The organism is Micromonospora sp. WMMD1102, assembly GCF_029626265.1.
Classification (GTDB): Bacteria; Actinomycetota; Actinomycetes; order Mycobacteriales; family Micromonosporaceae; genus Plantactinospora.
The window spans coordinates 7,736,942-7,760,918 of sequence record NZ_JARUBN010000001.1 but is presented as its reverse complement, the minus strand read 5'-3'; the positions used below and the strand labels follow the sequence as shown (position 1 = coordinate 7,760,918).

At 70.0% G+C, this 23,977-nt stretch carries 24 protein-coding genes and 2 tRNA genes; 17 read left to right on the top strand and 9 right to left on the bottom strand.

Annotated elements, in window-relative coordinates; translation table 11 throughout:
- The first annotated feature begins 235 nt into the window (after positions 1 to 235).
- Positions 236 to 1,678, top strand: coding sequence for a site-specific integrase (locus tag O7626_RS35290; protein ID WP_278065305.1), 1,443 nt, complete (start codon positions 236 to 238; stop codon positions 1,676 to 1,678).
- A gap of 130 nt (positions 1,679 to 1,808) precedes the next feature.
- Here O7626_RS35290 and O7626_RS35285 read toward each other — a convergent pair whose 3' ends face one another.
- The 3 genes from O7626_RS35285 to O7626_RS35275 all read right to left on the bottom strand — a co-directional run bounded on the left by O7626_RS35285 (position 1,809) and on the right by O7626_RS35275 (position 3,630).
- Positions 1,809 to 3,104, bottom strand: a complete 1,296-nt coding sequence (locus O7626_RS35285; protein ID WP_278065304.1) for a site-specific integrase — start codon at positions 3,102 to 3,104, stop codon at positions 1,809 to 1,811.
- A 327-nt stretch (positions 3,105 to 3,431) separates the two neighbouring features.
- Positions 3,432 to 3,504, bottom strand: a tRNA-Arg gene (locus O7626_RS35280).
- A gap of 35 nt (positions 3,505 to 3,539) precedes the next feature.
- Positions 3,540 to 3,630 (bottom strand) — tRNA-Ser (locus O7626_RS35275).
- Positions 3,631 to 3,803: 173 nt separating this feature from the next.
- Here O7626_RS35275 and O7626_RS35270 point away from each other — a divergent pair.
- Complete coding sequence (locus O7626_RS35270) at positions 3,804 to 5,357, top strand: hypothetical protein (protein WP_278065303.1); 1,554 nt, start codon at positions 3,804 to 3,806, stop codon at positions 5,355 to 5,357.
- Here O7626_RS35270 and O7626_RS35265 read toward each other — a convergent pair.
- The gene (locus O7626_RS35265) at positions 5,318 to 6,202 is read right to left on the bottom strand and encodes a CPBP family intramembrane glutamic endopeptidase (protein WP_278065302.1); all 885 of its coding nucleotides are present in this window, start codon (positions 6,200 to 6,202) and stop codon (positions 5,318 to 5,320) included. The genes O7626_RS35270 and O7626_RS35265 overlap by 40 nt on opposite strands.
- A gap of 221 nt (positions 6,203 to 6,423) precedes the next feature.
- Between O7626_RS35265 and O7626_RS35260 the strand changes: the two genes are divergently transcribed.
- The gene (locus O7626_RS35260) at positions 6,424 to 7,539 is read left to right on the top strand and encodes a globin domain-containing protein (protein ID WP_278065301.1); all 1,116 of its coding nucleotides are present in this window, start codon (positions 6,424 to 6,426) and stop codon (positions 7,537 to 7,539) included.
- A 100-nt stretch (positions 7,540 to 7,639) separates the two neighbouring features.
- Here O7626_RS35260 and O7626_RS35255 read toward each other — a convergent pair whose 3' ends face one another.
- A complete protein-coding gene (locus tag O7626_RS35255) occupies positions 7,640 to 9,166 on the bottom strand; it encodes a peptide deformylase (RefSeq protein ID WP_278066458.1) in 1,527 nt (508 codons plus the stop codon).
- A 341-nt stretch (positions 9,167 to 9,507) separates the two neighbouring features.
- Here O7626_RS35255 and O7626_RS35250 point away from each other — a divergent pair, with 341 nt between their 5' ends.
- Both O7626_RS35250 and O7626_RS35245 read left to right on the top strand, forming a co-directional pair.
- Positions 9,508 to 10,287, top strand: a complete 780-nt coding sequence (locus O7626_RS35250; protein ID WP_278066457.1) for a ferric iron reductase — start codon at positions 9,508 to 9,510, stop codon at positions 10,285 to 10,287.
- A gap of 292 nt (positions 10,288 to 10,579) precedes the next feature.
- Positions 10,580 to 11,290, top strand: coding sequence for a class I SAM-dependent methyltransferase (locus O7626_RS35245; RefSeq protein ID WP_278065300.1), 711 nt, complete (start codon positions 10,580 to 10,582; stop codon positions 11,288 to 11,290).
- A gap of 67 nt (positions 11,291 to 11,357) precedes the next feature.
- Here the strand turns inward: O7626_RS35245 and O7626_RS35240 are convergent, their stop codons facing one another.
- Positions 11,358 to 11,900, bottom strand: coding sequence for a YbhB/YbcL family Raf kinase inhibitor-like protein (locus O7626_RS35240; RefSeq protein WP_278065299.1), 543 nt, complete (start codon positions 11,898 to 11,900; stop codon positions 11,358 to 11,360).
- 188 nt (positions 11,901 to 12,088) lie between these two features.
- Positions 12,089 to 12,370: a hypothetical protein gene (locus O7626_RS35235; RefSeq protein WP_278065298.1), complete on the bottom strand. Its 282-nt coding sequence runs from the start codon at positions 12,368 to 12,370 to the stop codon at positions 12,089 to 12,091.
- Between the two features lie 355 nt (positions 12,371 to 12,725).
- On the opposite strand from O7626_RS35235, the gene O7626_RS35230 reads away from it, so the two are divergent.
- Together O7626_RS35230 and O7626_RS35225 are read left to right on the top strand one after the other, a co-directional pair.
- Positions 12,726 to 12,896, top strand: a complete 171-nt coding sequence (locus O7626_RS35230) for a hypothetical protein (protein ID WP_278065297.1) — start codon at positions 12,726 to 12,728, stop codon at positions 12,894 to 12,896.
- Between the two features lie 2 nt (positions 12,897 to 12,898).
- A complete protein-coding gene (locus O7626_RS35225; RefSeq protein WP_278065296.1) occupies positions 12,899 to 13,096 on the top strand; it encodes a hypothetical protein in 198 nt (65 codons plus the stop codon).
- Positions 13,097 to 13,350: 254 nt separating this feature from the next.
- Here the strand turns inward: O7626_RS35225 and O7626_RS35220 are convergent, their stop codons facing one another.
- Together O7626_RS35220 and O7626_RS35215 are read right to left on the bottom strand one after the other, a co-directional pair.
- Positions 13,351 to 13,674, bottom strand: a complete 324-nt coding sequence (locus O7626_RS35220) for a hypothetical protein (RefSeq protein WP_278065295.1) — start codon at positions 13,672 to 13,674, stop codon at positions 13,351 to 13,353.
- On the bottom strand, positions 13,674 to 14,498 hold the full coding sequence (locus O7626_RS35215; RefSeq protein ID WP_278065294.1) for a GntR family transcriptional regulator: 825 nt from the start codon (positions 14,496 to 14,498) through the stop codon (positions 13,674 to 13,676). The genes O7626_RS35220 and O7626_RS35215 overlap by 1 nt, the downstream gene beginning before the upstream one ends.
- A 539-nt stretch (positions 14,499 to 15,037) precedes the next feature.
- On the opposite strand from O7626_RS35215, the gene O7626_RS35210 reads away from it, so the two are divergent.
- The 10 genes from O7626_RS35210 to O7626_RS35165 all read left to right on the top strand — a co-directional run bounded on the left by O7626_RS35210 (position 15,038) and on the right by O7626_RS35165 (position 23,730).
- Complete coding sequence (locus O7626_RS35210; protein WP_278065293.1) at positions 15,038 to 15,280, top strand: DUF6284 family protein; 243 nt, start codon at positions 15,038 to 15,040, stop codon at positions 15,278 to 15,280.
- Entirely contained in the window at positions 15,280 to 15,654 is a 375-nt protein-coding gene (locus O7626_RS35205) for an RRQRL motif-containing zinc-binding protein (protein ID WP_278065292.1), read from the top strand. Before O7626_RS35210 ends, O7626_RS35205 begins: the two co-directional genes overlap by 1 nt.
- Positions 15,651 to 16,484, top strand: a complete 834-nt coding sequence (locus O7626_RS35200) for an ABC transporter permease (protein ID WP_278065291.1) — start codon at positions 15,651 to 15,653, stop codon at positions 16,482 to 16,484. Before O7626_RS35205 ends, O7626_RS35200 begins: the two co-directional genes overlap by 4 nt.
- Before the next feature lie 92 nt (positions 16,485 to 16,576).
- A complete protein-coding gene (locus O7626_RS35195) occupies positions 16,577 to 16,999 on the top strand; it encodes a DUF3307 domain-containing protein (protein WP_278065290.1) in 423 nt (140 codons plus the stop codon).
- Entirely contained in the window at positions 16,996 to 17,400 is a 405-nt protein-coding gene (locus O7626_RS35190; protein ID WP_278065289.1) for a hypothetical protein, read from the top strand. Before O7626_RS35195 ends, O7626_RS35190 begins: the two co-directional genes overlap by 4 nt.
- 18 nt (positions 17,401 to 17,418) lie before the next feature.
- Positions 17,419 to 19,641, top strand: a complete 2,223-nt coding sequence (locus tag O7626_RS35185; protein ID WP_278065288.1) for a cell division protein FtsK — start codon at positions 17,419 to 17,421, stop codon at positions 19,639 to 19,641.
- A gap of 142 nt (positions 19,642 to 19,783) precedes the next feature.
- Positions 19,784 to 20,017 carry a hypothetical protein gene (locus O7626_RS35180; protein WP_278065287.1) on the top strand — a complete coding sequence of 78 codons (234 nt, stop codon included), beginning with the start codon at positions 19,784 to 19,786 and terminating at the stop codon, positions 20,015 to 20,017.
- On the top strand, positions 20,014 to 20,307 hold the full coding sequence (locus tag O7626_RS35175; protein ID WP_278065286.1) for a hypothetical protein: 294 nt from the start codon (positions 20,014 to 20,016) through the stop codon (positions 20,305 to 20,307). The genes O7626_RS35180 and O7626_RS35175 overlap by 4 nt, the downstream gene beginning before the upstream one ends.
- Positions 20,308 to 20,311: 4 nt before the next feature.
- Positions 20,312 to 21,313, top strand: a complete 1,002-nt coding sequence (locus tag O7626_RS35170) for a bifunctional DNA primase/polymerase (protein ID WP_278065285.1) — start codon at positions 20,312 to 20,314, stop codon at positions 21,311 to 21,313.
- Between the two features lie 809 nt (positions 21,314 to 22,122).
- Positions 22,123 to 23,730 (top strand): YfjI family protein, encoded by a 1,608-nt coding sequence (locus O7626_RS35165; RefSeq protein ID WP_278066456.1) that lies wholly within the window; start codon positions 22,123 to 22,125, stop codon positions 23,728 to 23,730.
- Positions 23,731 to 23,977 lie beyond the last annotated feature (247 nt).

Below are 23,977 nucleotides of genomic sequence, written 5' to 3'. Positions count from 1 at the left end.
CGTCCCGGCGCGTGCCCACCGATCCGCTAATGCGACAGAGCCGCTTGCCTACCCCGTTGCCTCCTCCAGTCCGAATCCCGGGCCAAGACCGAATCCCGGACAACGAACTGAACTGAAGCTCTTACGCGCGCCGGACGGCTCGTAGTCGACGGAAATCGTGAACCAATCCGGAAACCGATTTTTACCCAATCTCCCTGGGTGAGGGTGTGGCCACCACCAACAAAGGGAGAAAACGATGAAAAGCCAGGGTGCGATTGTGAAGCGGTGCGGCTGCCTGGACCCAGCGACCAGGCGGACGCTGGGCAAGAGCTGCCCAAAGCTGCCGGAGCCTGACCACGGAAGCTGGTACTTCCACTGCTCCACGCGGAATCTGCTCGGACAGAACGAACGGGTACGTCGCGGTGGGTACGCGTCGGAGGCGGCCGCGCGGAAGGCCCGCGACGAACTCCTGATCCTGTCTCGTGAGCAGCAGGCCGGCCGGTCGTGGACGGTCACCCGGTGGTTGCGGTACTGGCTGTCGACCAGGACCAGGATTCGGCCGACGACCAAAATGCACTACACGCGCGATGTCGAGGGATTCCTCGTCCCCCACGTCGGACACCTGATCCTCGGCGACCTGACCTCCCGGCAGCTCAACGCGGCGTTCACGCAGATCGCCGCCACCCGCAACCGGTCCGGCCAGCCCCAGACGCCGTGCACGCTGCGGCACCTCCACACCACCCTTCGGGCCGCGCTCAACGCCGCCATCCGCGAGGGCCTGATCGTCGACAACCCCGCCCGGCGGGTAGAACTGCCCGCCCAGGAGCGTCCCCTGGCACGGCTGTGGACCGAGAACAGGGTCGCTGAATGGGAAGCCACCGGCGAGCGGCCGTCCGTCGCGGTCTGGACACCGGTCCAGCTCGCCGCGTTCCTCGACTACGTCCGCGACGACAACCTGTTCGCCCTGTGGTGGCTGATCGCCCTACGCGGCCTGCGCCGGGGCGAAGCCGCCGGCCTGCGCTGGACCGAGATCGACCTCCACGCCCGCCAACTATCGATCGTGCGGCAACGCACCACCGCCGGCTACGACGTCCACGAAGGCCCACCCAAGTCCGCGACCAGCCGCCGCACCATAGCCCTGGACCGGCACACCGTACGGATCCTGGGTCAGCATGCCGAACGGCAACGCCGACACCGCGCCGCACGCACCGGCGCCGGGAAGGTTTGCCACGACAGTGGCTACGTCTTCACCAGCCCCTACGGTTTACCCGTCCATCCCGGCTACCTCACCCAGCGCCTCCGGCTCCTGGTCGACCGGGCCGGGCTACCGCCGATTCGGCTGCACGACCTCCGGCACGGCGCCGCGACCCTCGCCCACACCGCCGGCGCCGATCTCAAAACCATCCAGCATCAGCTCGGCCACGCCACCATCCGCATCACTGCCGACACCTACACCACCAGCCTGCCCGCCACCCAGCACAAGGCCGCCGAAGCCACCGCCCGCCTCGTCCTCAACGCCGGCAAACCCGGCGCCGAAATGCGGCGGCCCGCTGGGCGCGGAGACAGCGCAACACGGCGCCCGACGACCGCCGAGAAGACGAAGCCAGCCAGCGACACCCGCGCAGCGCAGAGGCGGTCCAAGATGAAGGACCAGGTCGCGCCAAAGGGCAGAATTCGGCGGACACGCGAAAGCGGGTGACGATCTCGCCACGGACTGCCCGGGGGGACGAGGAAGATCTCTCGGCCTTTCCGGGCAGCCCTACCGACTTCGGACGCCGCAGCCGCAACTGCCCACCCATCAGGGGTGTGCGGTGACCGTGATCGTCAGGTCATGCCTGGGAGGCACCTTCCAGTGACATTCGGATCTTCACGTGGGACAACAGCAGTTCTGCGCTCGCCCGCACCGCCTCCTTGGCCATCCGCTTGAACACGTAGATGTAGGTCTCCGCAGTGGTGACCGGGCTGGCGTGGCCCATGTCGTGCTGGATCAGCTTCAAGTCCACCCCGGCCGCAGACGCCAGCCCCGCGGCCGCGTGCCGCAAGTCGTGCAACCGCACCGGCGGCAGCCCCAACTGCTTGACGAGCTTCGCGAACCGGCGGGTCAACCAGTCCGGCCGCACCGGACGCCCGTTCGCGTGGACGAAGACCCGCCCCTTCGGATCAACCCCGCCGCGCCGGCGTCGCTGCTCATGCCACAGCTCCCACAACAGCTTCACCGTGGCGTCGTCGAGCGCCAGTGTCCGCACTCCCGCCGCTGACTTGGGCGGCCCGAGGTGCTCCCGCCCACCGATGACGATGACCTGTTCCCTGATCGTCAACTCTCCCACAGCCAGGTCGATGTCCTCCCAGCGCAGGCCCGCCATCTCGCCCCGACGAGGGCCGCGCAGCGCCACCAGCCACCACAGCACGAACAACCGGTCGTCGCGCACCGCCTCAAGGAACCGCGCCAGGTTGTCCAGGTCCCACACCGCGACCCGTGGGCGCACGCCGGTCTCACGCCACACCGCCTCGTGCTCGTCATCCCAGACCACCGCATGCGGACGCGCCCCGTTCGGTAGCCGCAGATTCCGGGCAGGGTTGTGGCCGACGATGCCCTGCCGTCTCGCCTCCGACAACGCGCTGCGCAGCACGGCCCGGATCCGGCTCACGCTGCCCGGCGAGATCAGCCGGCCGCCGCGCACGACCTGGCGGCAAATCGCGTCCATGGCCCGCTGAACAATCTTCGTGCGCAGCTTGCTCAACCGAAAGCGGCCCAGGTGCGGGATCAGGTACTTCTCCACAATGCTGCGGTAGTTGAGCACCGTCGTGGGCCGCAACCGGCCCTCCAGCTCCGACAGCCAGAAATGCAGCCAGCGTCGCACCGTCCAGGTCCGCGCTAACGCCTCCGGCCCCGGCAACTGGGACAGTTCCCAGCAGGCCCGTTCCGCCTCAGCCAGAGTGGCGAACCCGCCCCGACGGACCCGATCACGACCGCCGTCCACGCCGGGTACCTGCAGCGAGAAGTACCAGCGCCCGTGGCTGAGGTCCGCCAGCCGCTCGCAGCGTGCGCCGAACTGCTTGCCCGTCTCCTCGTCACGGCAGCCACACCGCCGATACACCCGGCCCAGCCCATCCGAGGTGCGCATCAGCACCCACCCCGGAAGCCGGATCCAACAGCAAGCAGTGCCCGCAGCACGGCCGGACAGACAAGAGCCGCCGGGACACGAGAACCGGACTTCACTACACCAAACGTCACAGTCTTCCTCAAACAGATTGAGTCCGACCACAGACCAAAGTTAGGAGTCCGAGCCCTTCGAGCACGCCTACCTGACGAACCCGCCGCGCCGCCAGACAGATCAGCAGCTCAGCGATGCCGCGCCAGTCCAAGAACGTGTGCCACAGGCGTGACTCACACGTGACTCACACGACGACAGGGAAGATAGCCGATCGGCTATCTTCCCTGGTCAGATAGGCGCGCCCGAAGGGATTCGAACCCCTAACCTTCTGATCCGTAGTCAGATGCTCTATCCGTTGAGCTACGGGCGCAGGTGCCGGGCCAGTCTACACACCAACCCTCGGCGCGGAGACTCCGGGATTCGAACCCGGGAGGGGCTTTAAGACCCCAACCGCATTAGCAGTGCGGCGCCATAGACCAGACTAGGCGAAGTCTCCCCGTGGTCTCACCCGACCACGTTGGTCGAGGATACAGGGCGGCGACCCAGCGGGGCAAAACGACTTCCCGGGTACACGCTGAGGCCCCGCACCGGCCAGCCGGCGCCCTGGCGCCAGAAGCCCGCCGGTTCCTGTTCGGTGTCGATCCGCCGCCGAGACTAGGCTCACCTGACATGGAGGAGCAGTCGCCCACCGAGCCGACACGCCGCCGCCCGGAGCCGAAGCCGACCCGCCGCTCCGGCCCGATCAACGCAGCCTTCGCCTCTCCTGATGCCGAGGCGGAGACCACCGACCCGCCTCCGGCGCCACCCCGCCCCCGGGCCCGAAAGACTCCACCGACAGTGCTCTTCCAGCCGCCCGCCGAACCCGAATCGCAGCCTCCGGCCCATCCCACGTCCCGGCCCGCGAAGCCGTCCGGGACGGTCGAGCAGCCCGATCCCGTGACGCCGGCACCGGCAACCGGGCGAACCGGCCAGGACATCCCCACGATGGCCAGGCCGCCCCATCAGGAGACGTCCGAGAACCCGCCGGCCGCTCCGGATCCCGCCTCCGGCAGGGTGGACGCGGCGGGTGACGTCGCCCCGCAACCCGAGGATGCCAGCCTCACCGGCGGAGAGGCGGCGGGCCGTAGCGTCGCCGCGTCGGCCAAGGCCCCCGGCAAGAAGGCTGGGCCGGCGAAGAAGGCGACCGCCGGAAAAGCCGGCCCGGCGCAGAAGACCACAGCCAAGAAGACCACAGCCGAGAAGGCCGCGGCCAAGGAGAGCACGCCCAGGAAGACCGCGGCCAAGAAGACCGCTGGGGCAACGGCGACCGGGGCGGCCACGGCCAAGCCCTCCGAGGCGACCGCGCCGGTACCCTCCACCGCCGCCGCACCACAGGTCAGCACACCGTCCGCCGCAGCCGGTACCCGCGGTCCGGGCGAACTCGCTGAGACCAGGGTCACAGCCTCGGAGTACTCCGCCACCTCCGACGCGGAGGCGTCGACGATCCGGCAGCTTTTCGATCATCCGGGGTACGCGCCGGAACTGCTCGCCCTGGCGGCGGTACGGAGTCTGGGGCCGGAGGCTCGATCCTGGGCGGCATGGGTGCGGGCGGCGTACCCGAATGCCACCCACCAGGGCCTCGTGCGGCTGGCCACCCGGCGGTACGTCCGGCTCGCCGCCGCGGGTGGGGCACTGTCGACCACGACCGGGCTGCTCGCCCCGTTCACCGAGTTAGCCACCGTCATCTGGGCTCAGGCTGGCCTGGTGCTGCACCTCGCGGCCGCGCACGCCCTCGATCCGACCCGGCCGGACCGAGCCGCCGACCTGCTGGTACTGCTCCGGGTCCACCCGGATCTGCCCAGCGCCCGGGTCGCGATCGCCGCCGCCGAGGCCGCGATCGCCGTCCACCCTGACGACCAGCCGAACGTGGCGCCGGTGGAGGCGGACGGCGAGACGAGCCCGGCAGGGGGCAGGCTCGCCGAGGCGGGCTGGCGGCTCGGTGCGCCGATGGTCGCCCGGAGCGTGAACTGGCTGATGCTGCGGCTGGCCGTACGACGCCTGCCCGGGGCGATGGCGCTGGCCGCCGCGATGCTGAGTTCGGCCGACACCGAACGGCTCGCCGCCCGGGCCGTCGAGTACTACCGCTCGGCACCGGGACACCGTGTCGGGGGCGACCGGGCGGTGGCGCGTGCGGAGCAGCCCGGCTACAGCCAGTCGAACCAGTCGCGGGGCAGCAGCGCGTAGCCGACGAAGGCGACCACGTCCAGCAGGGTGTGCGCCACCACCAGCGGTAGCACCCGCTTGGTGCGCAGGAAGAACAGCGCGAACACCACGCCCATGACCGCGTTGCCGACGAAGGCACCGAAGCCCTGGTAGAGGTGGTACGAGCCGCGCAGCAGGGCACTGGCGGCGATCACTGCGCCGATCCGCCAACCCAGCTGGCGTAGCCGGGTCAGCAGATAGCCGACCACGACCACCTCTTCGAGGATCGCGTTCTGCGCGGCCGAGAGGACGAGCACCGGGACCGTCCACCAGAGGGCCGGCAGGCTGGCCGGTACCACCGTGGCGTTGACGCCCAGCTGCGCGGCGATCCAGAGAAGGCCGAGTCCGGGCAGTCCGATCGCGGCGGCCAGCGCCGCCCCCCAGGCCAGGTCGCGGCCGGGTCGCCGGACGTCCAGGCCGAGCGCCTCCCGGGCGCCGCCCGGACCCTGGTCGGGCAGCACGTCCCGGCCGCCATCCGGACCCTGGTCGGGCAGCGCGTCCCGGGCGAGCAGTCCGTCGCGGTCCAGCGGCCGGTCCGAGAGCCGGTCCAGGATCCGGTCGCGGTTCAACAGGTGTACGGCGAGCAGCACCGGCACGAGGGCGAAGAAGATCCCGAGGAGCTGGTATGTGAGATCCAGCCAGGGCCGGGGCGACTGGGAGGCGTTCAGCGCGGCGGTCTGCTGGGAGAGCGGCCGGGCGGCGGTGAGCCGGGCGGTGATCGTCACCACGGAGTAGATCGCGGACTGGCCCAGCGACAGGCCCAGGACCAGCAACACCTCGGGGCCCAGCACCCGGCGGGCGAGCGGGCGGGCGAGATCAACCGTCACTCGGACAACTGTGCCCGATTCGGCGACCGCCCGGGAGCGTCCGCTCCGGTCTTCCGCTTCGGTCTTCAGTCCCGGTCTTCAGTCCCGGTCTTCCGCCCTCCGCAACGCTCGACAGGGCATCGCCGACCAACTCTTGACCTTCGATCGCACACGCTGTGCGACCGAAACTGACTCACCGTATTCATTCTTATTCGTGCAGCGACCCCGACCGGGAAGGTGTCATGGACAATCTCGCGCAGCTGTTGAAGGAGAGCTGGACCCTCGTCGAAGATCGACGGGACAGGGTCGCGGGATACTTCTACGCCCGGATGTTCCTGTCCGACCCTGACCTGCGCACCCTGTTCCCCGTGCAGATGACCGGCCAGCGGGACCGGCTGCTGGAGGCGATCGTGACCGCTGTCCAGACCATCGGTGACCCGGAGAGATTCGACGAGTACCTTCGTTCGCTCGGCCGCGACCACCGCAAGTACCACGTCCGGCCGGCGCACTACGAGGTCATGGGCAGCGCACTGCTGGCCGCACTGCGGGAGGTCGCCGGGGAGCGGTGGACGGTCGAGCACGACCAGGCGTGGCGGGACGCGTACCGGGTGATCGCCGAGCGGATGCAGGCCGGCGCGGCCGACGACCCGAACCCGCCGTTCTGGCACGCGGAGGTGGTCGGCCACGAACGCCGGGGCAGCGACATCGCCGTACTGACCTGCCGTCCGCTCCAGCAGCAGCTGCCGTACCGCGCCGGCCAGTACGTCAGTGTCGAGGTGCCGCGCTATCAGCCGCGCCTGTGGCGGACGTACTCGATCGCCAACGCCCCGCGCGCGGACGGCACCATCGAGTTGCACGTCCGGGCGGTCGGCGCCGGCTGGGTCTCCAGCGCCCTGGTCCGCCGCACCAGGGTCGGTGACCTGCTGCGGGTGGCCGCCCCGATGGGCGCGATGACGCTGGACCGGGACTCCTCCCGGGACGTGCTCTGTGTGGCCGGCGGGGTGGGGCTGGCGCCGGTCAAGGCGCTCGCCGAGGAACTGGCCGGATACAACCGCACCCGGTGGATGCACGTCTTCGTCGGCGCGGCCGGCCGGGAGGACCTGTACGGGCTCACCGAACTCTACGATCTCGCCGCCCGGCATCCCTGGCTCTCGGTGACTCCGGCGTGCAGCGCGGATCCGGGCTTCGCCGGTGAACGGGGCGAGATCACCGACATCTTCGCCCGGTACGGCCCGTGGACCGCGCACGACTGTTACGTCTCCGGATCCGCCCGCCTGGTCCGCTCCGCCCTGCGCACCCTCGCCGCCGACGACGTGCCCCCGGAGAACATCCGGTACGACGCCTTCGGCGACATCTAGAGACCCTCCCTCTCCCCCAAAGCCGGGTCCCCGTGTCCTTTCTCCCGTAGGACACGGGGACCCGGTCCCGTCGTAGGCACCGGGCAAGAGGCTGGCAGGGTCAGTAGCGCCAGGGGTTGCCGGTGTCGCGGTACTCCTCGATCGGCACCAGCGGGACCTCCGGGTCCATCCGGTCGACGTAGAGCCGGCCCTCCAGGTGGTCGACCTCGTGCGCCACCAGCCGGGCCATGGCCAGCTCGAACGACGTGATCAGACGGGTGCCGTCCCAGCGGGCGTGCTCGACGTCGAGCCGGAGCGGCCGGGCGACCAGGCCGCGGAGGTCGAACAACGACAGGCAGCCCTCGTACTGCTCGTCGGTCTCCAGCGCGGCATCCACCACCCGGGGATTGAGGAGTACGACCGGCTCGGCGTCGCGGTCCGGTGGGCGTACCACGGCGGCGGCCCAGGGCAGCCCGATCTGCGGTGCCGCCAGCCCGACGCCCTTGCTGAACGGGTGCAGTTCGTCGAGGCGTTCCAGGGCGGCCCGGAGCCGGGCCACCACGTCCCGGGCGTTGGCGTCGTCCCGGGGCAGGTCGAAGTGCCGGGCGGGCTGGCGGAGCAGGTCGGCGCCGAGCTGCACGATGCCGGCGGCCCGCATCCGGTCGCTGGCCCGCCCCTCCGACTCGGTCTGCGCGGCGGCGGGCGGGGCCGGCTGGGCCCGGTAGCGCCACTCCAGGCGGTACCGGGCGTTCAGCGGCGGGTCGTCGGTCGACCACTCGAAGAGGGACCGGCCGCCCTCGTCGTGCCGGACCAGCGGGGTACGCAGCGGGCCCTCCTCGGCCGACAGTGACGTCTCCACCCCCCACACCTGCGGGTCGAGGTCGAGCGGCAGGTCGAGCCGGAGCGCGAGCCGGCGGGTGGGCAGCCGTACGGCGCGCTGGAACCACTGCCCCCACTTGTCCCGGTTGACCCGGTAGGAGTATTCGGTGGTGACCCGCTCGCCGGGATAGAGCGGGAAGCGGCCGTCGGCGTTCTCGAAGAGCAGCCACACCTCCTTGAACGCGTCCCGGTCGTGCTTCTTGCGCCACTCCATCGGTTCGCGGCTGCCCTGGTCGTCGCAGAACGCCTGGAGGTCCAGCTCGGCGAAGGTCAGCGGGTTCTCCCGGTGGTGCCGGTTGGACCGGGCCGGGTCGTTCGGAAACCGGTCCACGGCGATGCGCACCAGATAGCGGGTGACCGGCTCCGTCCCGGCGTTGTAGAGCGCCCGCCGGATCACGCAGCGGTACGCGCCCTCGTGGTAGGCGAGCGTGGCGGTCTCCTGCTCCACGATCAGGCCGGTGCCGGGCGGCATCCACTGCTCGGGTACGGGCGGGTCGCGGTGTGCGACGGCACCGGCGCGGGCCTGCCGCAGCTCGTCGTACTCCTGGAAGCGTTGCCAGATCGCTCCGGCGGCGCCGAGTACGGCCTCCGCCCGGCGGGCGAAGTCCTCGGTGGGCCGGTGCCGGCGGCCCTCGACATGGCTGACGTAGGAGGGGTCGAACCCCATCCGGGCCGCGAGCTGCTTCTTGGTCATGCCCCGCTCGACCCGCCGACGGGATAGCTCGGCCGCGAACGAGTCGGCAGCCCGCTCGATAGGCGTGGTCATCAGGTTCCTCTGGCCGGGAATCTCAGTTTGCTGGCCGAGCCGGTCAGTCTGACAGAACTGGCGCGTTAACGACAGTGGCTTGACATTCCGGTCTCCGTCGATGATCCTCCGCGTCCTCCGCCGCCCGCCCCGGCCGACGTGTCAGCGGAAACATTGCGGGAATATAGCCCCGGAGTACCCAGGTCTGGTTAGGCTTGCCTTAGTGGGCTAGGGTGACAATCAGTCGTCAGACGTGGGGGGTTGATCCAGGTGGCATCGAGGCAGACCAGTCCGGTCGCGGCCGTCGTGCCGGGCACCTGCCCGTCCGCCGCTACGCCACAGAACGGCCACCGAGCGTGACTCTCCTGGTCGGCGACCGCGCCGCCGCACCCCTGGCCCCGGTCACCGCGACCCTGCGGGCCGCCTTCGGCACCGACGTGCTCCCCGGTCTCGCGACCGGTCTGGTGGTCTCCGACGAGACCGGCTGGGCCCCGGCCACCGAACTGGTGGACGGCAGCCGGCTGCCCGAACTGCTGGCCCTCACCCGGCAGCGCTGGGGGGCCAGCTCGCACGCCGCCGCCGCCCTGGCCTGGAAGTCGTACACCTACTGGCTGCTGCTGCCCGTGGTGCTCGGCTGGGCCTCCGCGCGCCGGGTGCCGCTGCTGCACCCGGCCGACGTACTGGTCCGGTTCGAGGAGAACCGGCCGCTGCTCGCGCTCGGCATGCGCCGCTCCACCGAGATCGCGGTGCTCCCCTCCGACCCGCTGGCCCTGTCCTGCCTGAGCGAGGTGCGGGTGGTGCCGGGCGAGGCCGAACTGCTCGCCGTGCTGCGCGCCTCCGTATTCGACGCACACCTGACCCCGATGCTCGACTCGCTGCACCAGCAGGTCCGGCTCGGCGCCCGTACGCTGCTCGGGTCCGTCGCCTCCGGCGTGGCGCACGCGGTGCTGCGGGCCGCCGACGCGCTGCCCGGCGAGTCGGTCGAGACGATCGGGGCACTGCTGGACACTCTCGGCGTGGCGGACCTGGTGGAGCTGGTGCCGGGTCCGACCGGCGAGCTGACCGTGCAGCGCAAGACCTGCTGCCTGGCCTTCACCCTGCCGCAGCCGAAGGTCTGCGCCGGCTGCTGCATCCGTACCCCCTGATCCGCACCGGGAGGCGGAGCCGCCGGCCGATTCGCGGTGTCACCGAGGGGTCGACGGAGCGTCGCGGCACGGGCGGAGATCGACACTGGACCGTTATCGCCACGACACGCCGGCCCAACGTCCACGGACTATGTTCGGGTGGTCTGTAACGAAACACCCCCGAACTGGTCACAACCGATGCCTGAAGTCGTGAGTTCGGCTCGCACGAGTGCCCCGATTTCCCTACGGTCGTCGTAGATGGTTCACTCTGTCGGTCCAGTGCAGGTCGAGTCAGAGCGTGAGGGATCTACGCATGGCAGAAATTACTGGAGATCAACGTATTCAGGAAGAGGTGCTCGAGGGCCTCGCCACCGCCGTCAACCACCGACGCTGGTTCGTCGAGCTGGCCCTGCCCTACCTCGGCAACAACCCGATCGAGATCGGCAGCGGCCTGGGCGACTACGCGATCGAGTGGGCGCCGTACCTGGAGCGCTTCACCGCGACCGAGGCTGACCCGGACCGCCTGGTGGCGCTCAAGGAGCGCCTGGCCAGCGAGCCGACCATCGAGGTGCGGCAGATGCTGCTGCCCAACACCGAGCAGGGCGACCACAGCGCCGCCGTCTCCTACAACGTCCTGGAGCACATCGAGGACCACGTCGGCGCGCTGCGCAGCATGCGCAGCCTGGTCCGGCCCGGCGGGGCGATCGTGCTGATCGTGCCGGCCTTCCAGTTCGCGATGAGCCCGGCCGACATCGCCACCGGACACGTCCGGCGCTACACCAAGAAGACCATGCGGGCCGCGCTGGAGGAGGCGGGTCTGGAGGTCGAGACGCTGCACTACGCCAACGCGCTCGGCCTGATCGGCTACTACATGGCGACGAGCGTCTTCCGGCTGATGCCCAAGGAAGGCCCGATGGTCAAGGTGTACGACAGCCTCGTACTGCCGGTGACCAAGGCCGCCGAGCGGGTGGTCCGGCCGCCGTTCGGCCAGTCGGTCTTCGCGGTCGCCCGGGTGCCCGCCTGAGACCACCGCGGGCCACGGGCCCGGCATCGGCGCCAACTGCGCACCGGATGCCGGCCCGGCGCCAGAATCAGCCCCTGACCTGGTACGTCGGCCGGATGACGGCCCGGGCCAGGGTGTGGAAGGTCAGGTTGAACCCGACGTACGCCGGGCTCGCCTCCGGGGTCAGGTCGAGCTTGTCGACGTCGAGGGCGTGCACGGCGAAGACGTACCGGTGCGGGCGGTCCCCGGCCGGCGGCGCGGAACCGCCGTACGCCTGCTCGCCGTAGTCGTTGCGCACACTGAACGCGCCCGACGCGCCGGCCGACGACGACTGCCCGGCGCCCCGCGGCAGCTCGGTCACGTCGGCGGGGACGTTCACCAGCACCCAGTGCCAGAACCCGCTGCCGGTGGGCGCGTCGGGGTCGTAGCAGGTGAGCGCGAAACTCCTGGTCTCGGCCGGGAAGCCCATCCAGGCGAGCTGCGGCGACAGATTTTCCCCGCCGACGCTCTGGTGGGCGAACTCGACGGCCATCGGCTCGCCGTTCCGCACGTCGTTACTGGTCAGCGTGAATGCCGGAACGGTCGGCAGCATCTCGTACGGGTCGGGTGGCACGGGTCGTTCGAGAGTCATCGCGAAGTCCTTTCCGCACGGCGGGTGGGCTCGGGCCGGAGAACCGGCGCCGTGCCCTTTCTACCCGTTCGACGGGTAACCACCCGCGCGGGCCTCGGCACCCGAGCCGTCCGTCCCGTTCCTCCGGGGCGCCGGCCCCTTCCTCCGCGCCTGCACCACACCCGTCCGCAGCGGCTCGCCGGTCCCGGCTACGGTTCGACGGCCGGCGGCACCGTGGCGACGGCGACCCGCAGGTCGGCGGCGGTGACACCGGGCGGCGATACGGCCGCGCGGCGGTGGATCTCGACCACCAGTGGGCGGCGGGGCGCCTCGACCCTGGCCAGGTAGCCGCGGGCCGCCGCCAGTGCCTCGCAGTGCAGGACCCCGCATCTGCGGCAGATCCCCTCGGCGTCCGGGGCGTGGTCGGCGACGATCCGCCGGGCCACCAGGATCAGTCGATTCCGGACCTGCACCGGGGTGAGCAGTTCCATCGCACCCTCGCTCCACTCCGTACGCCCCGACGGGCGTGACCGTCGCCAGGGCGGCCCCGTACCCGCCCGTCGATCGCATCGATAATCTATACACAGGATCACCATGCGATTACTACGCGTAGAGAGTAGGCGACGCTACCGCATGGCCGTCAACCGAGTGTGGGACATCTCCCAGGCCGTGACCAGGCCCTGGGCTGGTACACCTGCCGAGGGTCGCTCTACCACATCCACAACATGATCAGGCGGTTTTCCACAAGCACCGTCGTTGTCCACAGCGGGCGCCCGCGTCGCGGACGTGCCGGCCGCCGATCGGAAAGACTGCGAGTGTTCTGGACGGACAGAAGGGCGGTGACAGTTGTCTACCGATCGTGAGCACGACGAGTTCGAACGAATCCGTCTCGTCGAGCAGATCCATCGGCACAACGCGCTGATCGCACAGTACGCGGAACACCAGGCGATCTACCGCAGAAGGGTGGAAGACGACCGCTACCAGCTCGGTAGACTCGACGAACGGTTGGGAGGTTGAAGATGGCCGTCGATCCACACATCCAAGCGCTTCGCGACCTGCTGGTAGCCGAGCATGAGGAATACATCGCGAAAGTTCAGGGCTGGGCCGACGAAGCGGGCGCACGCGGGGACGAGTGGTACCAGCGCTGGCATCAGGACCATGCGACGCGCCTCCGAGAGATGGCGTACCCCTGGGAGCAGAAGGAGTCGGCTGCCTGACGCACCAGCTTCCATCAGCTGTGGCGGCGCCGGATCCCTGCGTTCGACAGGTAGGACGAAGCTGCGGAGGGCGTGGGATTCGAACCCACGAGGACGTTGCCGCCCTACCGGTTTTCAAGACCTTACCAATCAAGGCGGTGACCAGCACGAACACGCCTCGACCGGGACCCGACGACACGCATACGACATAAGGCCCCCTCTGGCCACCCTCACCGACGTAGCTCATCGGTCCGGCTGCGAACCCCTCTCTCAAGTCAATCTGAACGCGGTACGCGAGGCGAGCGATAGTCCTGCCCGAGGAATTCCCGCCTGTGATCGTCGATGTCTCCGATCACAGCGTCCATAGTTGCCTGCGCGCGGTCTATTTCCTCCTGCAAGCGTCGAATAACCTGGTGCCGTCCGGCGTTGATGAGGCCGGTTACGTCCCCGGCATCTGAGACTTCGCTAGGTGGCACGTAAAAGCAGTCTTCGTCCGCATAGCGCATAAGTACATCCCGCGCCGTAAACATCACTTGATTCATGGCTCGCTGTACGCGTTCACGTGTCTCGGCGTCCCAAGATGGATCGGCTTCGCTCATCACAGCCCCTTCTCGGCCCGGCGTCGCTCGGCAAGCGGCCACCGCTTAAGTTCTATCGTGTAGGACAGTTGGGTACGGTCGCCCGCTAGAACGGAATCCGAGACCTCTACGACTCGACCATCAGTGTCGATCGAGGTTTTACGCAGCACAAGTACCGCAACCCCGACATCGATGCCTAGCTCCTCGGCCTCATCCGCCGATGGTGGCCTTGCTGTTACCTCTTCTACTATCCGATCAAGCTCGATGCCGATCGTAAATAGCTGATGTTGAGTGCCCCCGGGCCACGGTTCCTTAGTCACGTCGATCAAGTCCGGGTTCACGGCAACCATGTCGTACAGCAAGTAAGAATGACCGAGACCGAACGGGGCAGGCTCGGATCGGGGCCGAGTCCGATAGGTTCGCTCCAATAGCCTCGTGCCAGTCGGCACACCGAATGCCTTCGCTAGATCCTGGTCAGCGATGATCTCATTATATTCTGCATGAAATTCGAGATCTGGCATTTCAAGGCCGGTATCCCGCTCCGTTGACCCGGTGCCATAGCGCCGATCAAGGGGGAGGAGTGCCCTATCCTTTTCCCACTGATGGCGTTCGGATGTGCGCTTTACATGCTGCCTAGGTATGCGCACGAAGGTTCCGTGTCCGTGCCGCTTCTCAATCAATCCCTCAGCGGCGAGTAGATCCAACGCTCTCCGCATCGTCACGAGGCTAACTCGGTAGGTCTCTTTCAGCGCCGTTTCGGCTGGCATTTGCTCTCCGGGCGCAAGGTCCCCGTCACGGATCTTTGCCCTCAAATCTGCCGCAATCCGGTCATACTTCGTCGCCATCTGGCTGCCTGCTCCTTCGGTCGTGGGGTCACTCCAAGTTTAAGTCCTCTATAGCTCTTGACATCGGCCGACCGGCCTCTACGATGGTGTCTATCGGTCCTCTAGAGGACCAGAGGACAGGAAGTCCGCCGGTCGGATGTCGGCGTCGGCGTTGCGGCTTTGGCTGCGGCGTTCGCGTACGGACCGCCGCGCACCTGGTTTTTCTCAACTCCACAGCGACAGGAAAAGGCGCTTGCGAGGCCGCGAGCGGCATCCCTGCGACGACGCCGGTAGGTCCCGGTCGAGCGTGGCGAGCGGACGGATAGCGAGCGCTGAAACCCCTGATCGATGGCCCCGGGCCGTGCCGTGTGCCGCCCCGGTGCTCCCGACCTGTTGAGGAGTGATCGTCATGAGTCTCGCTGGCTGTATCCGGGTGTCCGCCCGGAAGTCGAACCCGCTTCAGCAGTGCCGGTGCGGCGTGGTGTCCACGCGTACCGACCACTGCCCGCCGCCGAAGCGCCGTCGCCGCCGCTGAACTGCCGAGAGGAACCGAGATCCCGATGAGTATCGACCTGCACCCGGCCGAGCCGACCGCCGCCGACCTGGCCGCGATCGACCACGAGTGGCCGCTGATCGCCGCCGAGCTGGACGTGTTGGACGCTGAGATCAGCATGATCTACGCCGAGGATCACGGCGGCCCGACCGCGCTGGACTGGCGCCGGCTGCGCCGGGCCGAGGCCCGGGTTACCCGTGCCGCCGCCGACCTGGCGGCTACCCGTTCCGACCCGTACCGCGCGGCCTGATGTCCCGGGTCCGCGCGGCCTTTCACGATCCGGACGGCGCGCGGTACGGCATCCCTACCTTCTGGTGGCGGGGTGCCCCGCCGGGCTACGCCACCCGCCGACAGTTGACCGCCGCCGGTCTACGGCCCGCCGGTCAGCCGGTCGCCGCGCAGATCATGTGGCGCGGTGTCGGCGGCACCCGCGTCGCCTACTTGTACCGGGTCGACCTGGCCCGCCCGAAGCGCACCGCCACCCCCGCCCAACGCGCCGCGATCGGCAAGGCGTTGACGGCCCGCCGGACCTGCCCGACATGCCGGGTGGTCCGGCCCTACTGCATCCCGCGCTCGCTTGGTGAGTGCGTCGACTGTGCCTATCCGCAGGAGGTAGCAGCATGACCGCCCCGACCATCAACGGCACCCGGTACCCGCAGCCAATCGAGGATCTGTTGCCGGCCGCCCGCCGGCTGGAACTGCCCGACGGGCAGGAATTCCCGTCCCGAAACCGGCTGATGCGAGAGTTCCGAATCGGCTCGCCCAAGGCAGGCGAACTCCTCGCCCGACTCAAGGCCGACACCACCCCACCCCCCGCCGACACCACCCCGCCCGCCGAGCCGGACCCGGTACCGGTCCCGGACGGACCCGAGTCCGCCCCGCCGGCCGACCCGGACCCGGCACCCGCCCCGCCGGTCCCGGCCGCCGACCCGACGCCGCTGGCCACGTCGCCCGGTCGCCCGGGTACGCCCACCCCGCCCACCCCCGCCGCCCCGGTGGCGCCGGTACCGGCTACTCCGGTGGCGCCGGGCCGTCCGGCGGCGGTGTGGCCGGTGGTGCTGCTGGCGCTGCCCGCGTTCGTGGCCATCTGGTCCGGGTGGGTCGGACTCGGCGGACTCACCGGGTTCGGCGTGGTCCACCCGCTACCCGGCATCGCCGACGGGTTCAGCCTCAATACCGCAATCACGCTGCCGATCGGCGTCGAGACGTACGGCGCCTATGCGCTGTACGTGTGGCTGTCCGGGCGGGTGCCGGACCGGGCACGCCGGTTCGCAAAGTGGTCCGCCATCGCGTCACTGCTGGTCGGTGCACTCGGCCAGGTCGCCTATCACCTGCTCGTCGCCGCCGGTGTCGAGTCGGCCCCGTGGTGGATCACCACCGCCGTCGCCTGCCTGCCCGTCGCGGTACTCGGCATGGGCGCCGCCCTGGCCCACCTGGTCCGCTCGCACGACTGACCCCGCCCGGCGGCACAGCCCATGGCCTGGAAAACCGTGCTGTGCCGCCGGCCCTACCTCCGCTGTCCGAAGACCTCGGAAAGGGAACCTTCATGCTCTCATCCGATCCGGTGGCCGTGTTCGCCGCCGTGTTCGCCACCCTCTACGCCGCACATCAGTTCGCCGATCACTGGGTGCAGACCCAATGCCAGTCCGATCACAAGGGTTCGCCGGGGTGGCGTGGCCGAGCCGCGTGCGCCGCGCACGTCGGCACCTACACCCTGACCGCCGCCGCCGCGCTGGCCTGTCTGCCGCTGTTCCTCGACCTGGCGTTGCCGGTCGGGCCGACCGTCGCCGGTCTGGCGGTGTCCGGGCTGTCGCACTACTGGATCGACCGGCGCCGGCCGCTGCGCCGGTTGGCGGACCGGTTGGGTAAGGACCCGGGCTGGTTGGAGCGGGGTGGCGGGTTGTACGCCCTCGACCAGTCCGCTCACGTCGCGTGCCTGTTCGTCGCCGCCCTGGTGGTGGCCGCATGAATCTTCACGCTCACCCGCTGGTCCGGATGCTGCGCGCGTTGGAGCTGCCCACCGATGACTACGTGGTGTTCGGGTCCGGGCCGCTGCTGGCCCACGGTCTGCGCACGACCATCGGTGACCTTGACGTGGTGGCCCGTGGCCGGGCGTGGCAGGCGTTGACCGCCGCCGCCCGACCGGTGTCCACCCCGTCCGGGCACGGGCGGATGGTCCGACTCCAGATCGAAGCCGTCACCGACTGGCTTCCCGGGTTCGACACCGACCGGCTGATCACGTCCGCCGAGCTGCACGCCGGTATCCCGTTCGCCCCCCTCGCGGAGGTCCGCCGGTCGAAGCTGACCACCCGCCGGCCGAAGGACTGGCCCGACCTGGCCCTCATTGACTCCGCACTCACCACCGTCTGACCAGGAGGAATCCGCACCATGACGACCAATCCTGACGACCGTTTCGACTGGCAGGCTGCCGAGGCCGAGATGAACGACACCGGGTCGGACGCTGAGGTGGTTGACCTGGACGCCGAGCGGGTCCGCCGGACCGGCACCGGCCCGGACACCGACCCGGCCGGCAACGATGGTAACGACCTGGACGACGCCGAGCCGGGCGGGCCGGTGCTGGTCGACAGCGTGGAAGCGCAGCGGCGACCGCGGTTCAGCCTGGCGAGTTTCCGCGACGCGCGGCGGGTGCCGATCCTGCCGGGCTGGCTACGGTCCGGGCGCGAGTTCACCGGCAATCTGGCGTGGGCGGCCGGGTTCGGGTTGCACGCGACCGGCTACCACCTGCTCCGCAGCCCGAAGTACGTCGGCAAGCTGGTCTTCCGTGCGCCGGTCGGCGCCTACCGGGTGACCCGTACGACGGTGCGGTGGTTGTTCGACCTGGAAGGCGAGCAGGTCCGGCAGGCGACCGTCCGGCGGGAGAACGCCGAGGAGTATCTGAAGCTGTCCCGGCAGCGTGACCGGCGGGTGCGGTGGCGCGGCATCGTCGCCACCTTCGGCACGGCCGTGACGCTGGCCGGTGGGGTGACGCTGGTGTTCGCCCCATCGTGGTCGCGGTGGGCGGTGCTCGGCATGCTGGTGACGCTGTTCGGGCTGCTCGGTGGCCGCAACGACAAGCCGCTGTTGGACACCGCCGTTGTCCGTACGCAGACCGCGCCGCTGACCTCGGCCGAGGTGGTACAAGCGCTGGCCGCCCTGAACATCAAGGGAATCAACGACGCCATCCGGCGGGGCGACACGGGCAAGCGGTGGTTCCCGGCCCCGATCGCCCGGGAGAACGGCACCGGCTGGCGGGCCGACGTCGAACTACCACGCGGCGTCACGGCGTCGACGGTGGTCGACAAGCGGGAAGAGCTCGCCGCCGCGCTGACCCGCCCGTTGGGGTGCGTGTGGCCGGAGGCCAACGCCGAGGTACACCCCGGCCGGCTGATCCTGTTCGTCGCCGACCGAGACATGTCCCGGTCCAAGCAGGCCGCATGGCCACTGCTCAAGTCCGGCACGGTCAACCTGTTCAAGCCCTTCGCGTTCGGCACCGACCCGCGCGGCCGGCTCGTCACCCTGACCCTGATGTTCGCGTCGATGATCGTCGGGTCGATCCCGCGCATGGGCAAGACGTTCTCCCTACGCCTGGCCCTGCTCGGCGCATGTCTCGACCCGCGTGCGCAGCTCCACGCGTTCGACCTGAAGGGCACCGGGGACCTGTCGGCGTTGGAGCCGGTGGCGCACCGGTACCGGGCCGGTGACGATGACGAAGACATCGCCTACGGCCTGGCCGCGATGCGGGAACTCCGCACCGAGCTGCGACGGCGGACGAAGGTGATCCGGAACCTGCCGCGTGACCTGTGTCCGGAGAACAAGGTCACCGACGACCTTGCCAGTCAGCGCAAGCTGGGCCTGTTCCCGATCGTGGCCGGCGTCGACGAGTGTCAGGTGTGGTTCGAGCACCCGAAGTACGGGGCCGAGTTCGAAGAGATCTGCACCGACCTGATCAAGCGCGGACCGGCCGCCGGTATCACCCTGATCCTGGCCACCCAACGCCCGGACGCCAAGTCGCTGCCGACCGGGATCTCCGCGAACGCGGTGCTGCGGTTCTGCCTCAAGGTCATGGGCCACACCGAGAACGACATGGTGTTGGGCACGTCGATGCACAAGAACGGGATCAAGGCCACCATGTTCTCCCGCCGGGACCGGGGCATCGGCTACCTGGCCGGTGAAGGCGACGACCCAGTGATCACCCGCACGTTCTTCATCGACGGACCGACCGCCGAGCAGGTGGTACGGCGCGCCCGGACGCTGCGGGAGAAGGCAGGGACCATCACCGGCCACGCCACCGGGGCCACCGTCGACACCGCCGCCGTCCGCCGAGACACGCTGCTGGACGACCTGGCCGCCGTCATGTCGGACAAGAAGCCGAAGGTCTGGGCGAGCGTGCTGGTCAAGCAACTCGCCGACCTGCGGCCCGAGGTGTACGCGGGGCTGACCACCGACCAGCTACGCGCCGCGCTCAAGCCGCACGGCGTCACCCCGGGCCAGGTGTGGGGCAGCGACCCGGACACCGGAGAGCCCGGCAACCGGCAGGGCTTCAACCGCGACCACATCCTCACCGCGCTGACCGAGCGTGATGGGAAGAAGGGGCGCGGCGCGGCCGGATAACCCGCCGACCGGTCCTAGGTCTAGGAGCGGTGGCCCCTAGACCTAGGACCCGCCCTAGGAATCCGAACAACACCTGATCAGGCCCCTAGTTCCTAGGGGCCGCACCGTCTTGCACCCTGAAACCGGCTGTTGGAGGCATCCCGTGACCCTCGCCGCCGTCCTAGCAACCCTCACCACCGTCGGTTACGCAGCGTGGTACGCCGTGCTGTGCGTCGCCGACCCGTTCGGCCGCTGCCGACACTGCACCGGCCGCCGCAACCGCCTCGACCGGCGCCACCGTGACTGCCACTGGTGCGACGGCACCGGCCGCCGCGTCCGTGTCGGCCGCCGCCTCTACGACTACTTCCGCACCGAGTACGAACGAGGCCAGCCGTGACGCGCCCGGCGGACCGGCACACCGACTGGTGCGGCCGGGACCACCGCTGCAACCTCGCCGAACACCGATCGGAAGAGATCATCGTGGACCTTCCCGGGCACGGCCGGGCCGTGCTCACCCGCGTCGCCAACGACGCCGGTACCGGCCACGCCGAAATCCGTATCCGCGTCGCGCTGGTCGACGCCGAACCGGCCGCCCGCAGGCAGCTCCACGCCATGCTGACCGACCTTCGCGCGCTGGTCACCCGGGCCGCGCTCGCCGGACACCCAGCACCCGACCGCCGGAGGTGACCCGGTGGCCCGGGAGACCGCCGACCGGTGCCGGCACTGGATCGGCACCGACCGGCGGCACTGCCACTCCACAGACCGGGTGCGGATGTTCCTGCCCGGTCCCCGCTGCCCGCAGCACACCCCGGCCGCACTCGCCGGACGCACCACCCCTGACGAAGGGAGCACCATGTCTGACCTGCTTACCACCGCCCGCGCGCACGCCGTACGGGGCTGGCACGTCTTTCCGCTACGTCCCGACGACAAGCGCCCGGCCGTGCGCGACTGGGAAGGCCGGGCCACTACCGACCCGGCCCGCATCGAACGCTGCTGGTCGTCCGGCCCGTACGGGATCGGCATCGCTTGCGGCCCGTCCGGGCTGGTCGTGGTCGATCTCGACGTGGCCAAGGACGACGACCCGACCGGCCGGACGGGGCTGGACACCTTCGGATTCCTGGCCGACGACCACCACGCCGGTATCGACGCGACCTACACCGTTCGCACCGGGCGCGGTGGTGTCCACCTGTACTACCGCCACCCGGAGGGCCCGGAGCTGCGGAACACCGCCGGGACGCTCGGCCGGCTGGTCGACACCCGCGCGCACGGCGGGTACGTGGTCGCCGCCGGGTCGACGGTGGCCGGACGGCCCTACACCGTCGCGCTCGACACCGACCCGGCACCACTGCCCGACTGGCTCGCCGACCTGCTCCAACCCGCCCCGCTGCCACCGCAACGCCCGGTGGTCGTCGCGCTGCCCGGTGGGCGGGAAGGCGCCTACGTCCGCGCCGCGATCGAGCGGGAAACCACCCGGGTCACCACCGCACCCGAGGGACAGCGAAACAGGTCGCTGTACGTCGCTGCTGTCGCGCTCGGCCAGTTGGTAGCCGGTGCGGCGCTCGCCGAGGACCAGGCGACGAACGTGCTGGAACAGGCGGGATTGTCCGCCGGACTCGGGCAGGTGGAGACCGCGCGCACGGTCCGATCCGGGCTGGCCGCCGGACAGCGCCGTCCCCGGCAGGTAGCGGCGTGAGTGGCCAGGAGCGGCACCGACATGTCGTGATGTTCTCCGGCGGCATCACCAGTTGGGCCGTGGCCAGGAAGGTCGCCGACGAACACGGCACCGACGGCCTAACGCTGCTGTTCGCCGACACCCGCGTGGAAGACGAAGACCTCTACCGGTTCGCCGAGCAGGCAGCGGCCGATATCGGCGTGCCGTTGACCACCGTCGCCGACGGGCGCACGCCGTGGGAGGTCTTCCACGATCAGCGCATCATCGGCAATTCCCGCATCGCGCCCTGCTCAAAGCTGCTCAAGCAGGTTCCCTGCCGACGCTGGCTAGAGGAACACGCCGAACCCGAGACCACCACGGTTTACGTGGGCATCGACTGGACCGAAACCCACCGCCTACCGGCGATTGAGGCCGGTTATCTGCCCTGGCACGTCAAAGCGCCGCTGTGCGATCCCCCGTACGCCGACAAGGCGGATCTGCTCGACGCCGCACGGAAGGCCGGCATCACCCCGCCCCGCCTGTATGACCTCGGATTCGCGCACAACAACTGCGGTGGCGCGTGCGTGCGGGGTGGCCAGGCGCAATGGGCACACCTGCTGAACATCTTCCCCGACCGGTACGCCGCTAACGAGGCCGCTGAACAGCGGATGCGCCGTGACCTCGGCAAGAACGTGGCCATCCTCCGGGACCGCCGGGGCGGCACCGTCCGACCCCTACCACTGACCGAGCTACGCCATCGAATCACCAGCCGGACCAGCACCGCAGAAGCGCCGTACGACGCCGATGACTGGGGCGGATGCGGCTGCTTCACCAGCACCGAGGAGGGCACCATGCCGTCTGCCTCAGCGCCCCGCCTTCACCTCGTGACCGACACCAGCGAGGCCACCGACCGGCCCGACCCGGGCGGCCCGCTGTGGGATGTTCCAGTGCCCTTGACCGGGCCGACCACGGCGCCGCCGCCGTTCCCGGTCGACGTGTTCCCCCGATGGCTCGCCGAGCAGGTGACCGGCGTCGCCCGGTTCACCCAAACCGACCCGGCGATGGCCGGCACCCTCGCCGTGGCCGTGCTGTCCGCGTGTGCGGGTGGCCGGCTGGAAGTGGAGCCGGTAGCGGGATGGCGGGAGCCGGTGAACGTGTTCGCCGCCGTCATCGCCGGCCCCGGTGAGCGGAAGTCCCCGGTTCATCGGGCGATGACGGCGCCGTTGTTCTCGGCACAGTCGACGCTCGCCGACGCGATGCGGCCCCGTATCGCCGAGGCTGCCGCGTTGCGGGACATCGCCGACCGGCAAGCCGAGCAGGCCAAAGCCCAAGCGGCCAAGGCCACCGACCCCGACAAGCGGGACCAGGCGTCAGCCGAGGCGGTGGCCGCTGCCATCGCGGCCGAGGCGATCACCGTTCCTGGCCTGCCCCGGCTGATCGTGGACGACGCCACCCCGGAAGCGTTGATCGGGTTGATGGCCGCCAACGGCGGCCGGATGGCGATCATCAGCGACGAGGGCGGCATCTTCGACACCCTGGCCGGTCGGTACTCCGGTACGCCGAACCTTGACCCGTACTTGAAGGGTCACGCTGGTCAGCCGATGAGCAACGAGCGGCAGACCCGGGAAGGCGCGTCGGTCGACAAGCCGGCCCTGACGGTGTGCGTGATGGCGCAGCCGAGCGTGTTGCGGAAGTTCGGCGGGAACGCCGACCTTGCCGGCCGAGGGTTGCCGGCCCGGTTCCTGTTCGCGCTGCCCCGGTCGCTGGCCGGGTGGCGGTCCGTCGACACGGAACCGGTGCCGGAGCAGGTGACCGCCGGCTACCGCCACCGTGTGCACGACCTGGCCGCGATGCTGGCCGAGTGGGAAGACCCGGCGGTGGTCACGCTCACCCCGGAGGCGGGACGGGTACGGCGGGCCGCCGCCGAGCAGGTGGAGGCCGAGCTACGGCCCGGCGGGAGCCTGTACGACATGCGGGAATGGGGCAACAAGCTGGCCGGCGCAACGCTGCGGCTGGCCGGGCTGCTCCACGTCGCCCACCACCCGCAGGATGCGTGGCGACGGCCGGTCGACGCCGACCGGATGGCCGACGCCGTACGGCTGGCCGAGTTCTTCGCCGCGCACTACCGGGCCGCCCTCACCACGATCGGCAGCGACGCCGCGATGGAGAACGTCCGCTACGTCCTCGGAGTGCTGACCAGCAAGGGCATGACCAGCTTCACCCGACGGGAACTCCACCGCCGCGTGTCCCGCCGACTCCCGAAGTCCGACGAGGTGTCGGCAGTGCTGGCCGAACTCGCCGCCCTCGGATGGGTTCGCCACAACGCGGACGGCCGGTACGAGCTGCACCCCCGCGCTACCGGAGAGGACCCGGGAAGCGTTGACACGCTGACACCCGCCCCGGATGGGGACGTTTTCGCAGCTCACGACACCCGCGAGACTGTCAACGGGCCGCGTTGACACCCGTTGACAGGCGTTGACACCCCGACCGCCGGCCCGCCCGGTGTCAACGGGTGTCAACGCCTGTCAACGCCCACCGTTGACACCCCGACACCGGCCACCACCAGCGGAAACACGCACCCGACCGCCGATTGTCAACGTGTCAACGCCTCCCGGCCCCGCCGCCCCGGTCCGGGACAACACCTGGCCGACCAGACCGACACCGGAAACGGCCCGCTGAGAGCTACGGAGACGGATCGGCCCTACG

Excerpts from the sequence above, each read along its gene's own strand:
- O7626_RS35190 (WP_278065289.1), top strand. The coding sequence starts at position 16,996 with ATGAATCTTCACGCTCACCCGCTGGTCCGGATGCTGCGCGCGTTGGAG.
- O7626_RS35270 (WP_278065303.1), top strand. The coding sequence starts at position 3,804 with ATGGAGGAGCAGTCGCCCACCGAGCCGACACGCCGCCGCCCGGAGCCG.
- O7626_RS35290 (WP_278065305.1), top strand. The coding sequence starts at position 236 with ATGAAAAGCCAGGGTGCGATTGTGAAGCGGTGCGGCTGCCTGGACCCA.
- O7626_RS35285 (WP_278065304.1), bottom strand. The coding sequence starts at position 3,104 with ATGCGCACCTCGGATGGGCTGGGCCGGGTGTATCGGCGGTGTGGCTGC.
- O7626_RS35185 (WP_278065288.1), top strand. The coding sequence starts at position 17,419 with ATGACGACCAATCCTGACGACCGTTTCGACTGGCAGGCTGCCGAGGCC.
- O7626_RS35205 (WP_278065292.1), top strand. The coding sequence starts at position 15,280 with ATGTCCCGGGTCCGCGCGGCCTTTCACGATCCGGACGGCGCGCGGTAC.
- O7626_RS35165 (WP_278066456.1), top strand. The coding sequence starts at position 22,123 with ATGCCGTCTGCCTCAGCGCCCCGCCTTCACCTCGTGACCGACACCAGC.
- O7626_RS35225 (WP_278065296.1), top strand. The coding sequence starts at position 12,899 with ATGGCCGTCGATCCACACATCCAAGCGCTTCGCGACCTGCTGGTAGCC.
- O7626_RS35245 (WP_278065300.1), top strand. The coding sequence starts at position 10,580 with ATGGCAGAAATTACTGGAGATCAACGTATTCAGGAAGAGGTGCTCGAG.
- O7626_RS35260 (WP_278065301.1), top strand. The coding sequence starts at position 6,424 with ATGGACAATCTCGCGCAGCTGTTGAAGGAGAGCTGGACCCTCGTCGAA.
- O7626_RS35195 (WP_278065290.1), top strand. The coding sequence starts at position 16,577 with ATGCTCTCATCCGATCCGGTGGCCGTGTTCGCCGCCGTGTTCGCCACC.
- O7626_RS35215 (WP_278065294.1), bottom strand. The coding sequence starts at position 14,498 with ATGGCGACGAAGTATGACCGGATTGCGGCAGATTTGAGGGCAAAGATC.
- O7626_RS35210 (WP_278065293.1), top strand. The coding sequence starts at position 15,038 with ATGAGTATCGACCTGCACCCGGCCGAGCCGACCGCCGCCGACCTGGCC.
- O7626_RS35240 (WP_278065299.1), bottom strand. The coding sequence starts at position 11,900 with ATGACTCTCGAACGACCCGTGCCACCCGACCCGTACGAGATGCTGCCG.
- O7626_RS35200 (WP_278065291.1), top strand. The coding sequence starts at position 15,651 with ATGACCGCCCCGACCATCAACGGCACCCGGTACCCGCAGCCAATCGAG.
- O7626_RS35235 (WP_278065298.1), bottom strand. The coding sequence starts at position 12,370 with ATGGAACTGCTCACCCCGGTGCAGGTCCGGAATCGACTGATCCTGGTG.
- O7626_RS35220 (WP_278065295.1), bottom strand. The coding sequence starts at position 13,674 with ATGAGCGAAGCCGATCCATCTTGGGACGCCGAGACACGTGAACGCGTA.